Here is a 13,673-nt window from a genome sequence, read left to right on the forward strand (position 1 = left end):
GCTGAGTCTCGTTTACATGTTTCATTGCCTGGAGAAAACTGAGAGCACCAGTCAGTCACGTGGTGAAGGCAATCTTTGTCGGACAGCCAATCTCTGGTGTATGATTTATCAGTAATGAAGCACTACTCCTCCACATTTCGCGCCAAACTAATTGTTATGGCGGCCCTGCTCCTGGTGATGTTCCAGGTGCAAACCGTACTTGCCTGCGAAATGATGGAGAGCCCGGAGCCGGCAGCGGAGTGTTGTTGTGACCACATGGTTACCAACTCGCAGCCGGATGATGTCGACTGCTGTGAATACGATGCCCGGGTCTCTCTCAAGACCTCCCTGGATGATCACGAAGTCGCCTTAAACGCTGCCTTCCTTGACCTGGAACTTCCTCAGCTGGCACCACCACCCACTTACCAGTGGCCGCAAATTTTGGCCCCACCAGCGCCCAACGCGGTTACACCCTTCCCCCTAGCCTCCAGCTACCCAGGTAATAGAACCTGGTTGGCCACTCTGCGCTTGCGTATTTGATCACTCCCTCTCTCTGACTTACGAAATTTCCCGCAGCACCATGCGTCTTTAGACTTTTGTCATTGCTGCTGTTGGGCTTCAGAAAGATTGTTCCAGGAGTGAACCCTTTGATTTCCCTACAAGCCGTTGCTGCCCGTAGCAGCAAAAAAATGGGCAGTGCCTTTGCTAGTCAACTTGGCGCCCAACTTTGCACGAAGCTCGGTATCCAAATCCTCATCCCCTCTGTCTTTGGCGGTGTGCAATGAGCCGCGCCAAAACACTGAGCTTCGTTTCTTTCGTTATTTTGCTGGTGGCGGCGGGCGCGGCCTTCTATTGGAAGAAAACGACCGGGTTGGCTGTGACCGCCCATATGGAGTTTATTCCTGCCGGCCCCTTCCAGATTGCCGTAACTGTAGATCCACAGCAGCCCCGCGCTGGTAAGAACCAGATTCATATCGAAGTTAGGGACAGAGAAAACCAACCAGTCAGCGGAGCCAAAGTTCGTGCAGTAGCAGAAATGCCCGCAATGGGTGCCATGCCGGCGATGCGTGCCCAGGCCGATATCAACGAGACCAGCCCCGGCATTTTCCAGGGTGAGATCGAGCTCGCGATGGTGGGTTCTTGGCCCATGGTGATAGATGTAGCGACCGGCCACGATCGCCATGTGGACCTGGCCTTTGATATGAGCACCAATCGCAAAGGTCTGCGCTTGAAATCAGCACCTGAGGCCTCCGATACCGCTTACTACACCTGTGCTATGCACCCGTCGGTACGGGCAGCGGAGGCCGGCACCTGCCCCATCTGTGGTATGGATTTACAACCGGTTCGTCACGATGAACTGAAAAGCGGCAGCATCGTCGTTGAAAGCAGTAGACGTCAGGCTATCGGTATTAAAACCGGCACGGTTGAAAGGCGGCCCTTCACCCTACCCATTCACTTGCACGGCCAGGTAACGTACGACGAGACCCGCCTGCGGGATATCAGTTTGCGCTTCGATGGCTGGATTGGTGATTTGGATGCGGACTTTGAAGGCAAAGAGGTCAAACGCGGCGATGTGCTGTTTTCTGTATATAGCCCTGAACTACTCGCGGTGCAGGACGAATATCTTAAGGCCCGCCGCCGAGGCAACTCCCTTGAAAAAGCCGCGCGCAGACGTCTGCTCTTGTGGGGGCTCTCCGAAGAACAAATAGACTGGCTGGTCGAGCAGCAAAAGGCGCAGGACTATGTCCCGATTTTCGCCCCCGCCAGCGGTGTGATTATCGAAAAGAACATTGTCGCCGGCTCAGCATTTGAAAAGGGCGACAACCTGCTGCGTGTCGCCGACCTGAGCCATGTCTGGATTGAGGCCCACGCCTACGAAGACCAGCTGCCGTTGCTGGAAAAGGGTATGCCTGCCAAGGTGCGCTTAACCAACGTCTACCACGAGGAAATTCCGGCCACTCTTACCCAAATTGACCCCTTCCTCAATCACAGCAATCGCAGTGCACGCCTGCGCGTTGCCCTGCCCAATACCGATGGCCAACTGCGTCCCGGCCTGTTTGCCGACATTATGTTGAGCGCTGAACTGGGCAACCTATTAGTTGTGCCGCGGGATTCGGTGCTGATTTCCGGCAAGAAGCGCATTGTATTCCGCGATCTGGGTCAGGGCCGCCTGGAGCCGGTTCAGGTGCGCACCGGTTATGGTGATAGCGACCGTATCGTGATTCGGTCAGGGCTGCAGGCCGGCGATAAAATCATCACCTCCGGTGTTTTCCTGATTGCCGCGGAAAGCCGCCTGAAGTCGGGGGTGCAGCAGTGGTAAATCGCGAACCCAAGGGGCTTATCGCCCGTATTATTGGCGCCTGTGCCGGCAAACCGGGAATCACCTTGCTACTTGTGGCCATTGCCGCGCTGGCTGGATATCGCGCCCTCACCAACGTTCCCCTGGATGCAATTCCGGATTTATCCGATGCTCAGGTGATTATCATGACGGACTGGCCCGGCCGCAGTCCGGACCTGGTAGAAGACCAGATCACCTACCCCCTCTCCACTGCCATGTTGGGGCTGCCCAAAGTCAAATATGTGCGGGGCCAGAGCTTCTTTGGGCTCAGTTTTGTCTACGCCATTTTTGAGGATGGCACCGATATTTATTGGGCGCGCTCGCGGGTGCTCGAATACCTCAACCAGGTAGCCGACCAACTCCCGGAAGATGTCCAGCCCACGCTGGGTCCAGATGCCACTGGAGTCGGCTGGGTATTCCAGTACGCTTTAGTGGACCGCAGCGGCAAGCACGATCTTCAGGAACTGCGCGCCCTACAGGATTTTAAACTGCGCTACTGGCTGACTTCCGTAGAAGGCGTAGCGGAGGTTGCTTCCATCGGCGGCTACGAGAAGGAATACCAGGTTCAAATCGATCCCCACCGCCTGCAGATGTTTAAAGTCCCCCTGGGTAAAGTGGTCGAAGCCATTCGTCGCAGTAACAACGACACCGGGGGGCGTGTACTGGAAATCGCCGGCCATGAACATATGGTGCGCGGGCGAGGCTATATCCGCAGTGTTGATGATCTCGAAGATGTCGTTATCGGGGTAAATACGGCAAAAATTCCTGTAACTCTGGATCAGGTTGCCGATATCACCTTGGGACCGGCCATGCAGCGCGGTATCGCTGAACTGGATGGCGAGGGTCAAACCGTCGGTGGCATCGTGATAATGCGCTACGGTGAAAACGCCTTGAAGGTCATCGAAAGCGTCAAGGAGCGCATCGAACAATTCCGGGCTGGCTTACCCGAGGGGGTTGAGCTGGTAGTCACTTATGATCGCTCCCAGCTGATTAACAGCGCGATCGACAACCTGAAAAATACCCTGATTGAAGAAATACTGGTGGTCGCCGCCGTGATCGCTATTTTCCTGCTCCACGTTCGCTCCGCATTGGTAGCGGTAATTACTTTACCGATTGCCGTGTTATTAGCTTTTATCCCGCTCTCTCTACAGGGACTGACCGCCAATATCATGTCGCTAGGTGGGATAGCCGTGGCCATTGGGGCCATGGTGGATGCCGCTGTAGTAATGGTGGATAACATCCATAAAAAGTTGGCCACGGTGGGCGACAAAGCTTTATCTTCTGGCGAGCGAAGGCAGCTGATAATCCAGGCCATGCAGGAAGTCGGCCCGAGTATTTTCTTCTCCCTGATTATTATTACCGTATCGTTTATGCCGGTCTTCGCCTTGGAGGCGACTGAGGGTCGGCTGTTTAAACCCCTTGCCTATACCAAAACCTACAGTATGGCCTTCGCTGCACTGTTAGCTATCACATTGATTCCGGCCCTCGCCGTTCTGTTAATGCGCGGCAAAATACGCACCAGGGATAATCCAATTTCCCGTGTTTTGATCTCTACCCTCCAGCCGGTAATCCATTTCTGCGTGCGTCAACGCAAACTGGTGGTGGCGCTCGCGGTGTTGGCCCTGATCTCCGTGGCCTATCCCATCAGCAAGCTGGGCGGCGAATTTATGCCGCCGCTAAACGAGGGCAGTATCCTTTATATGCCCACCGCCCTACCCGGCATGTCTGTGACGGAAGCTGGCAAAGTGCTTCAACAAATGGACGCAGAACTGAAAACCTTCCCGGAAGTTGAGCGGGTATTTGGTAAAATTGGTCGCTCCAACAGCGCTACCGATCCCGCACCGTTATCCATGGTGGAAACCGTCATCACCCTAAAACCCAAAAGCGAATGGCGGCCGGGTATGACCTGGGATGACCTTCTGGCGGAAATGGATGAAAAACTGCGCTACCCCGGCATGCCAAATATCTGGTGGATGCCAATTCAAACCCGCACCGAGATGCTCGCTACCGGTATTCGCAGCCAACTGGGTATCAAGGTATTTGGTGACAACCTTGAACAAATCGAGCAAACGGCGCTTGCTATCGAAGAAGCCTTGCGTAGCGACCATCGCACCGCGGAAGAAACCCGCAGCGTTTTTGCCGAGCGCCTTACCGGCGGCTACTTTTTAGACTTTGATATCGATCGTGCGCGGGCCTCCCGCCATGGCTTGAATGTTCAGGATATCGAAGACGTAATTTCCGCAGCGGCCGGTGGCCTGGCCGCAACCCAAACCATCGAAGGTCGCGAGCGTTACGATGTACTCGTGCGCTACGCCCGTGATTTCCGGGATACGCCTGAACAGCTGGAGCAAATCTTGGTGCCGGCTTCCGATGGCTCACAGGTACCCCTCAACCAACTGGCCGACCTGGACTTCCGCACCGGTCCTCCCATGATTCGCAATGAAGATGGACAATTGGTGGGCTTGGTTTTTGTCGATCTCAAAGGCGGTGTGGGTGTTGCGGACTATGTGAATCGGGCCAAGCAGGTTGTCGCAGACCAGGTAAACTTGATTCCAGGCCAACGGATTGCCTGGGCCGGGCAATACCAATACCTGGAGCGCGCCAAGTCCCGCCTCCAATGGCTGGTGCCGCTGACCCTGCTTGCCGTCTGTTTCCTACTTTACCTCCATCGCGGCAGGCTATCCGATACCCTGTTTGTACTTGCCGCCATGCCAATGGCATTAATCGGCGCCTTCTGGCTGCTGTACCTGCTCGACTACAAGCTCAGTGTCGCCGTCTGGGTCGGCATGATCGCCATGGCCGGCCTCGCCGCAGAGATGGGGCTACTAATGCTGCACTACCTATCTGCCACTGGTGATAACAGGCTCCAGCAGAGCCCTACCGCCACCAAGGCAGTCGCCCAGGCAGCCGCCGGCCGTATCCGCCCCATGCTGATGACCAGCCTCACCTTGTTAATCTCGCTAATTCCAGTGATGGTTTCCGATGGCACCGGCGCCGATGTGATGAAACGAATTGCCGCACCCATGGTAGGGGGTACGATAACAACACTGTTCTTTGTGCTCTTAGTGATGCCCGGAGTGTTTTATCAGTGGAAGGTAGGTAACGATCCGCAAAACTAAGACATAGAAAAGCGGGGGCACTGGGTGTGTTTTATCCGGTGCCCTATCAATCTTCTTTACAAAAACCCTCGATTCCCTCCTTAAGCTCCAGATCAACCGCGCCTTAACTGGAGGAGACCCCAAAGACCGTTACATGGGCTTCTCTTTCAGGATTTACCGTATGTTGGCAAGCTCAACGCCGTGGACCTGACGGCTTATGTTGCGATGAGACGAAACATAGCAGCGTAAGCACTTAAAAGATTGAGAGCGGAAAACGGAAAGGCCGCAAATTCTGCGTTCGCCGTATCCGAGGCTTAGTGACTTAATCTTTATTTTACGCAATTGAACGACCTTGTCGTAAAGTAATGTATAACCTACATTATAAAAAATAACCATCCAGTAAAATATCATTTCCAATGTGCTAAACCACACTTAAACTTATTAAATTACGCAGTGGAATTTGATATTTGGCGAGCCCCACTAAAATTTACACTGTAAAGTCCGATTCCTGTAAACGCTTCTAAAAAAACTCAAATATACATTTATCTTCTTGAGATTCTTACGCTTGGCTCTTATATAGCGCCCCAACCACTTGAACCTCTTGATTCAAACAATGTTAGACCACTACAATAATCGGCAATTGGGTATTACAATGTTAGAAAACTACTAGCGAAATAGTCAGGATCGGATATAACGATTCTATAAAAACACCAGAACTGTTATTTTTTTCTGCACAAAAAACACAATTGAGAGCATACAATACAATCCCTATTTGTTCAGGGTATTAGTTAATACACTAATGATAAAATCTCCTTCAGAAATCAAGCAGCGCCCAGAAAGTAATTCATGGGCGCCAACAATTCTTATTTACGTTATTACTCCACCTTCTTTATAGTCACCAGCATTACACTTACGAAAATTGTGATAGCCCCACCGATCTGTATTAATGTTAACGCCTCACCTAACCAGACGACCGCAAACAAAGCACCGAATAAAGGCTCACTTCCCATTAGCAGTGAAACCTTGGTTGGAGACAGCTTTCTAACTGCATAGTTCTGAACAAAAAATGCAAACAAAGTACAAAAAAGCACCAAGTAACCAGTAATAAACCAAAATTCAGTTGCATCTGGAAGTAAACCGGTTGAGTGTATTTCAGGTTTGGCCAGCACAACAAACAATGCACCTAGTCCAACGACTAGCGATTGCAAGGCAGTTAAGCTAAGCGTTGTTATTTGCTTACCTTCTGTAAAGCGTTTTGTGGTTGTTACCATAAAAGCGCGCAATAAAGCGGCTGTTAGAATAAGTAGGTCACCGGTATTTAACGATTCAGAGAAAGACCCATCAAATGTTAACAGTGCCACCCCTACAATACTTGCGAAGGCAAACCCCAAATAACCAAGATTCATTCTCTTGTTGTTAACCCACATCTCTACAAAAACTGTGAAGATAGCAGACAAACTGATAAGAATGGCTGCATTGGTTGCGGTTGTTTGTGAAACACCAAATACCTCACAACAAAAAATCAAAAGCAGTATCGCCCCTGTTGGCAGCGCGGCTCTCCAATCACTATTTCGCCCTTGCTGAAAGTCTCGTAAGGTAGGTATTAATAGAACCAAAAAGGTCAGCAAGAAGCGAACTGCCAGAAACATAAAGACGCTGGTATAAACGAGCGCACTTTTGGTCATTCCGTAACTTGTTCCCCAAAATACGGCTACCAGCAATAATAGTAACTCTATCCAGGGGATACCCGCGCGAGTAGGCCAGGCGAAACCCGTCGCATTCATGGTGCGTTCCCCAATAGAGTAAATGCGATGACCAATACATCTCGGTAGCCTATATCAGCTGCATTGAGAGGTGTCACCGAGCTGACATCATGCAAGGTCTTTGCATCATCTGATAGAACAATATCGAATCGATTCTTAAGTTCAATTGTTGCCAATGGCTGACGTTTATCGTCGGTTAATCGGGTTACCCCCCCAGTCGCGTTTCTACGTTGCAGCATCATCGACGCTATGAAAGTTACCCCATCCCTATGCAACCCTTCAGGAGCAGGCTGCCCAATTTGATCAGAGGTAGTTTGAATACGGTAAGGGTGTAAACGAATGTTCCAGTCACACTTCTGCCCTAATGTTTGATCATAAAGATCCGCTAACAGCATTAACGTTCGTTCCAAAACCGGTGATTGTACAAAAGTATCTGTAAGAGGATCGAAGATCCGCTTAACATCGCCATTTAAATAATTGACTTCACTGCTTTGCACATATGACTCGTGAGGTAACAGCTGTAGACTATTTGACTCAGAAAATTTTTGAAATTGGCCATAGCGACGAAAGCGATATGTACCGCCATCCCCCATATATTGATCGAGAGTGAGCTCGTTCCATTGCGCGGAAAATTCCTTTTCTTCTTCAATAGAGCAACCTAACAATGACTGCATGTGGGGCCCTTCAATCATTGTGAAATGGTTGGATTTTAGAGAAATAACATTTTCCTCAATGCCAAAGTCCGGCTTCATTTTTCCTGATACATTCACGGCTTTTCTCCTTACGCGCTAACGGCGATTTGCATACTTGGCTCATTAAGTACTAAAGAACGCTGGCTACGCTCATACGCCACCTGGATTTCCCATGCATCTCGGTCCTTAAGGTACCGGGGTTGGTCTGCATATATACCGCTCATTAGCATTTGACCTCGTGATAAAGAGAAGGCCACTGTCCCGGTAATCGTTTCTGCGGTATGGCTAATGAATGCCTGAGTGGCCTTTTGCAGCATGCTACCCCATCGACCTTCAACTGCTTCATTGGTCCAAGCAAAACTCTGCTGGGCCTTCATCCTTAACACTTCGGTTTCTAAAATAGCCGTTTCAAGGTAATGATAAGCTGCCATTAACGCGTGAGCAGCCGGAGCCTCTCGGATTTCTAACACTTTCTCACCAAAATCAAGATGATCAAAGCCGATATACCGACCTATTTGATAACTTCCAATATGTCGATTTAAAAACATCACCATGTCCAGTAGACTCATGGTTTGGTTATTTATTTTTATTGGCATCCCCCTATGAAAAGTTATGGCCAATTGATGGTTTTGTTTAGACAATTGCTTTTTGGGGTCCCAAACCGACCAATCAAATAGAGATTCGCACAACTGAAATTTTTCAGGATTATCTAAAACGCCTGATTCAAATTCACGGCACCACAAATTCGAATCGCCACTTACATTTCTGCTATTAAATTCAAATAGTCCAGATAGAGACAGTCCGGAAATTTTGTCATCGCGTGATATAGCTGAGTATTCATATGGAGAACCGTAGTAACCATTAAATTCACTTCGCTCAATTGCCCCATTTAGTCTACGTAAACTGTTTTGCGATTGATTTGCCGTGTGCACAATGGCATCGCATTGAAGCTGCTCTGCCACGGCAACAGCATGCTTTACGATAACCGGGCGTGAAAGAGAAGAGCTGACAGGGTAATCACCCAAATACAACGCTTGGGCTTGCACGGCAGAGACGATAGAGTGCTCAATAAATGTCTGGCGACCATCTTCAATGATCAGATCAATACCATAGTGATCCGCAATATGATTTAGAAGTGTGGTATCAATCCCATCCCCCAGATCAATAGCTAAGGCAGTGACCTTAACGTCCATATCTTTAAGAATTTCTAATAGGTATGTGCTGTCTAGGCCACCGCTGAATAGCGTTAAGATATGATCGACTCTCCCTGATACTGTCTTGATATCCTCAATACTTCTAATTTTTTTCACGTGCTAAATCCTTTCACCACAGATAATTACTGATGTCAAATTGACATGGGACATCATAACTTGTAATTTTATCGGCACAATGCTCCCCCGAAGCAAAGGATTGTTGCGCTATGAACAATACTGATCTCATGCCACTACTGTCGGAGATGACCGTCTTCGTCACGGTGGCGGACGAAGAAAGCTTTTCACAAGCAGGAAGAAAGCTTGGAATGGCTGCTTCATCCGTTAGTCGCTCTATAAATCGACTGGAAAAGAGCCTGCAAACAAAGCTACTTGAGCGAACCACTCGCCAAGTTAAACTGAGTACTGCTGGGGCGGATGTGTACTTGCAGTGCAAGCAAATGCTTGATTCGGCACGATCAGCCGTTCAAGCGGCTCACAGCATGTTGGACGCTGCCGCGGGGGTGATTCGTATTGCCGCGCCTAAAGCCTTTTCGAAACATGTGCTCTCGCCAATAGTCTTGGCATTTTTAGATAGCTACCCAGGGATATCCGTTAAATTTCGGGTCGCAGATCATTTTATAGATCCTGTGGGAGAAGAAGTGGATGTGATATTTAGGCTGACAAATCAACCACTGGAAGGTTTGATTTCAAAAACTTTAACAAATGCCGATTTGGTCATGTGTGCAAGTCGGGAATACTTGGAGATTCATGGAAATCCAGCGCACCCTGAAGAACTGGCTCTCCATCAATGTATTTCATTAGGCGAACAAATCGGCGATGATGAATGGCGATTCACTAACGCCCACCAGAAAATCACTGTAAAAACGCAAAGCCGATTTGCAGTAAATCATACAGAAATTCGAAAAGCGGCTGTTTTACAACATATGGGCATAAGTACGTTTCCGGATTTCACCGTTCAGTCAGAAATTGAATCCGGTGAACTTATTGAGATACTGCCAGACTGGCACGTTTCAGGAAACTACCAGGGAAAAGTTATTATGCAATATGCTCAATCGAATTTTATGCCCATTCAAATTAGAAAATTTGTTGATTTTATTCATTTGCAATTTCAGCACAGGGCGAACCAATAAGATTTAGTCGTTCAGACTTGATCTAACGGTTACCGGTTTTTCAGAAGATACTCTATCAGGTCAAGTCTGAACTACTATAGCTAAACGGTGCGATTACAGCGTATTACCTAGAGACCGCATAGGCATTCTACTCGCACCCAATGTGTAAGAAGTCGTTGATTAACCGGGAGATTATTATGGATACGCCCATCGTCCTTATCCATGGCACCAACGCCGGCCCCTGGACTATGGAGAACTTCCATCGGTACTTTAATCAGAAAGGCTTCCACTGCCATAGCCCTAGCTATCGTTATCATGAAAACCTTAAATCGCAAGAATCGCAAACACTTCTTAAGGGAGTAAGCATCGCCGACTACGTCGCTGACATCGTATCATTCGTACAATCTTTAAGCCGTAAACCTATCGTGGTCGGCCATTCACTAGGAGGTGTTATTGCACAAAAAGTGGCCGCCATGGGCCTAACCGAAGCAATAGTACTGCTTAACGGAAGTGTTAATTGGGGGATACTCCCCACCACAAAGCAGGAGCGGGCTCTGGGTAAGATGTTTATGTCTGCCGGCCGCTTTTGGGAGGAAGTACTATTACCCGATTTTGAAACAATGGCAAAATTTGGACTCAACAAACTTGATATTGAAGACCAACAACGGGTCTTCAGCCGATTGGGGCCGGAGTCTGGGCGAGTGCTTTTTGAGCTTTTTTTCTGGCTATTCGATAACAACAAGACCACTAGGATTGATTACGATAAGATCCGCTGTCCCATCTTGATAGTCTCTGGCAGCGATGATCTGGCAATACCGCCCTCTACGGCACTCCAAATCGCCAAACGCCAGAGCGCGCCAACCACTTTTTATAATGCTGTAGGTTACGGCCATTATTTAATGCTTGAACCCGGGTGGGATCGGATCGCAGCGTTTTGTAGCGATTGGATTCTGAAGAATAACCACCAATAGCTTCAGCTTAAGTCTTTCCTAGGCTATTTAATCTTGTAAAACTGTGGCTAAAGTTCATCAAATGGTCTCTCACCAAGTTCTTCTATAATGTGATTGATAAAACTGGTGATACGTGAAGAAAGCGCGGTATTACGATAATAAACCGCATTAATAGATTGTGTAATTTCTAAAGTTTGCTCTGGAAATAACTGCACTAGTCGTCCAGCTTGACGATCCCTTTGGGTCATAAAGTCTGACAAGCATACGATCCCAGCACCTGAGAGCGCTAAGTGCCGTAAAGTCTCGCCGCTGGATGAAGAAATCACAGGCTTAATTTGCAACATATCCCCGCTACGCACATGCAGGGGCCATTGATTGAGGAGTTCGGGCTTTGTGAAACCAAGGAGTGTATGTTGGGCAAGTTGCTCCATATTCACTGGAGTACCATGTTGCTCTAAGTATTCGGGACTGGCCAGTATTCGTATTCTGCTAGTGCCGATTAATCGTGCATGTAATGTTGAGTCCCGAAGTGAGCCGACTCGGAATGCCACATCAGTGCGCTTTTCGATCAGATCGGTAATCCCCTCATTACTATTGAGTTCAAGCTCTACCTGGGGGTATCGGGCACGGAAACTCTCTATCAAAGGGGTGATTACATGCAATATAAATGGTGTTGCAGCGTCTATACGCAACAGACCCGAGGGGCACTTTAGGCGAGACGCCATTTGCTCCTCCGCCTCCTCTACGGAAGTAAGGATATCTCGCGCATGCTTCAAAAAAGCCTGCCCTTCTTCGGTAAGCTCCAGCCGTCTGGTAGTTCGTCGTAACAATGTGGTTTGAAGTTTATGCTCCAAGCGGCCAAGAGCACGGCTAACCCCGGAGACTGTCTGGTTTAGCCGTTCGGCCGCCGAAGTGATCGAAGCGGTATCTACTACAGCAGTAAACACCTGCAACTCTTGAAGGGTAATTTGCATTGTTGACTCCAAGTCAATAGTCATATGCTTATAGGCGGCTTTTTCTTCAAAAGCAACTACAGCAGACTATCTGCCTCAACCGACTACCTTTGATTAAAGTTACATCAAGAACTCTACAAAGCTTCTGTAGTTCGCTGCACTCAAGCGGGGTTCATCGGTAGATGGGTAATAGCAGGCTAGCCTGTGACAGCACTAAATTTCAGGCCAGGCAGTCAAAATTTTTGATTTATAAACTCTATTGAATGGGAGTTCTACGTGAAATTAAAAAACCTCTTGCCCAGTAAACTCGGCTTTGGTACTGCACCCCTTGGCAACATGTTTCGCCAGATTCCGGATGCAGAAGCCCTAGAAACAGTAGAGGCGGCCTGGGAAAACGGCATCCGATACTTTGACACTGCACCGTTTTATGGAGCCGGCCTTGCGGAGATTCGTATGGGAGAAGCACTTTCCAGGTTCCCTCGTGAAGACTACGTAATCAGTACAAAAGTCGGTCGCTTGATCCTGGATGAAGCGGAGGATAGGAGTACCCGGAACATTGAAGATACACGTGACATTTTCAAATACGGCCGCCCCAACAAGGTAGTTCATGACTACTCCTACGATGCGACGATGCGCTCAATTGAAGACAGCCTCAAGCGGCTGAAGACTGACCGTATAGAAATTGCATGGGTTCACGATGTTGCCCAGGATTTTTTTGGTGATGAATGGATTCGTATATTTGAAAGTGCAAGAAAAGGAGCTTTTGTTGCTCTTGATAAATTGCGTGATGAAGGTGTTCTTCAAGCCTGGGGGCTTGGGGTGAACCGAGTGGAGCCCATTGAAATACTTCTCGACCTTGAGGGACCTCGCCCCGATGGTTTCTTGCTTGCTGGCCGCTATAGTTTGCTGGATCATTCTAGAGCCCTGCAAAGAGTGATACCCCAGGTTGTGAAGCGCGGCTTAGGTATCGTGGCTGGAGGACCCTATAGTTCAGGGGCTTTGGTAGGAGGCCCAAATTTTGAGTACGCGCCAGCATCAGAGTCTATATTGCAGAAAGTTTCAAAGATTAAGGCGATTAGCGATAAATATGGGATTAGCAATAAGGCTATTGGGCTGCAATTTGTACTGGCTAATCCAGCAGTCGCCGCAGTCATACCAGGCGCGAGCAAACCCAGTAGGATAAAAGAAGATGTTGAGGCACTGGAAACCATTATTCCAGAGGCTGTATGGCAAGAGCTGCGCCAAGCGCACCTTGTCGATGACTCCGCTCCTCTGCCAACTGGGGCGTAAGGAATAATACAGTCGGGGTTTTCTGAGCAATTCTCACTCGATGTTGCGACTTCTTGGAAGGTCCAGACCTTTTCGCAAGTGCGTGCATTGATTGCGAAGCGCTCTGAAAATCAGAGGCCTCACAGAATTATTCAAAGGTCTCCTCAATGATGGAACCCAAATCTAAAAGAAACCCCAAAACCTACTCGCAATTGGCCCTAATGAACGCCCTCTATTGCGTATAATGCATAAATCAAAACTGCTAAGTGCTTTGATACCCTCCACATTTAGAATCAATGCACAGACAT

General features: G+C 48.8%; 10 protein-coding genes. 6 read left to right on the plus strand and 4 right to left on the minus strand.

What is annotated here, in order from left to right; all coding sequences use genetic code 11:
- The first annotated feature begins 75 nt into the window (after positions 1-75).
- The 3 genes from ACCI51_RS07395 to ACCI51_RS07405 all read left to right on the plus strand — a co-directional run bounded on the left by ACCI51_RS07395 (position 76) and on the right by ACCI51_RS07405 (position 5,436).
- Positions 76-519 carry a hypothetical protein gene (locus ACCI51_RS07395; protein ID WP_371843149.1) on the plus strand — a complete coding sequence of 148 codons (444 nt, stop codon included), beginning with the start codon at positions 76-78 and terminating at the stop codon, positions 517-519.
- Between the two features lie 241 nt (positions 520-760).
- On the plus strand, positions 761-2,299 hold the full coding sequence (locus tag ACCI51_RS07400) for an efflux RND transporter periplasmic adaptor subunit (RefSeq protein WP_371843150.1): 1,539 nt from the start codon (positions 761-763) through the stop codon (positions 2,297-2,299).
- Positions 2,293-5,436: an efflux RND transporter permease subunit gene (locus ACCI51_RS07405; protein ID WP_371843151.1), complete on the plus strand. Its 3,144-nt coding sequence runs from the start codon at positions 2,293-2,295 to the stop codon at positions 5,434-5,436. Before ACCI51_RS07400 ends, ACCI51_RS07405 begins: the two co-directional genes overlap by 7 nt.
- A gap of 854 nt (positions 5,437-6,290) precedes the next feature.
- On the opposite strand, the gene ACCI51_RS07410 is transcribed toward ACCI51_RS07405, so the two are convergent.
- Genes ACCI51_RS07410 through ACCI51_RS07420 form a run of 3 tightly spaced genes read right to left on the minus strand, consistent with a single transcriptional unit; the run spans position 6,291 to position 9,180 of the window.
- On the minus strand, positions 6,291-7,199 hold the full coding sequence (locus tag ACCI51_RS07410; RefSeq protein WP_371843152.1) for a DMT family transporter: 909 nt from the start codon (positions 7,197-7,199) through the stop codon (positions 6,291-6,293).
- Positions 7,196-7,948: a 2OG-Fe dioxygenase family protein gene (locus ACCI51_RS07415; RefSeq protein WP_371843153.1), complete on the minus strand. Its 753-nt coding sequence runs from the start codon at positions 7,946-7,948 to the stop codon at positions 7,196-7,198. Before ACCI51_RS07415 ends, ACCI51_RS07410 begins: the two co-directional genes overlap by 4 nt.
- Before the next feature lie 11 nt (positions 7,949-7,959).
- Positions 7,960-9,180 carry an argininosuccinate synthase-related protein gene (locus ACCI51_RS07420; protein ID WP_299586999.1) on the minus strand — a complete coding sequence of 407 codons (1,221 nt, stop codon included), beginning with the start codon at positions 9,178-9,180 and terminating at the stop codon, positions 7,960-7,962.
- 110 nt (positions 9,181-9,290) lie between these two features.
- Between ACCI51_RS07420 and ACCI51_RS07425 the strand changes: the two genes are divergently transcribed.
- Together ACCI51_RS07425 and ACCI51_RS07430 are read left to right on the plus strand one after the other, a co-directional pair.
- A complete protein-coding gene (locus ACCI51_RS07425; RefSeq protein WP_371843154.1) occupies positions 9,291-10,214 on the plus strand; it encodes a LysR family transcriptional regulator in 924 nt (307 codons plus the stop codon).
- 176 nt (positions 10,215-10,390) lie between these two features.
- Complete coding sequence (locus tag ACCI51_RS07430) at positions 10,391-11,164, plus strand: alpha/beta hydrolase (RefSeq protein WP_299586994.1); 774 nt, start codon at positions 10,391-10,393, stop codon at positions 11,162-11,164.
- A 47-nt stretch (positions 11,165-11,211) separates the two neighbouring features.
- Here the strand turns inward: ACCI51_RS07430 and ACCI51_RS07435 are convergent, their stop codons facing one another.
- Positions 11,212-12,117, minus strand: a complete 906-nt coding sequence (locus ACCI51_RS07435) for a LysR substrate-binding domain-containing protein (RefSeq protein ID WP_371843155.1) — start codon at positions 12,115-12,117, stop codon at positions 11,212-11,214.
- Positions 12,118-12,372: 255 nt separating this feature from the next.
- Here ACCI51_RS07435 and ACCI51_RS07440 point away from each other — a divergent pair, with 255 nt between their 5' ends.
- Positions 12,373-13,386, plus strand: a complete 1,014-nt coding sequence (locus ACCI51_RS07440; protein ID WP_371843156.1) for an aldo/keto reductase — start codon at positions 12,373-12,375, stop codon at positions 13,384-13,386.
- Positions 13,387-13,673 lie beyond the last annotated feature (287 nt).

It is taken from the genome of Microbulbifer echini, assembly GCF_041447225.1.
In the GTDB taxonomy this organism is placed as follows: Bacteria; Pseudomonadota; Gammaproteobacteria; order Pseudomonadales; family Cellvibrionaceae; genus Microbulbifer; species Microbulbifer echini.

Coding starts and splice junctions, on each gene's coding strand:
- ACCI51_RS07410 (WP_371843152.1), bottom strand. CDS start 7,199: ATGAATGCGACGGGTTTCGCCTGGCCTACTCGCGCGGGTATCCCCTGG.
- ACCI51_RS07430 (WP_299586994.1), top strand. CDS start 10,391: ATGGATACGCCCATCGTCCTTATCCATGGCACCAACGCCGGCCCCTGG.
- ACCI51_RS07425 (WP_371843154.1), top strand. CDS start 9,291: ATGAACAATACTGATCTCATGCCACTACTGTCGGAGATGACCGTCTTC.
- ACCI51_RS07435 (WP_371843155.1), bottom strand. CDS start 12,117: ATGCAAATTACCCTTCAAGAGTTGCAGGTGTTTACTGCTGTAGTAGAT.
- ACCI51_RS07400 (WP_371843150.1), top strand. CDS start 761: ATGAGCCGCGCCAAAACACTGAGCTTCGTTTCTTTCGTTATTTTGCTG.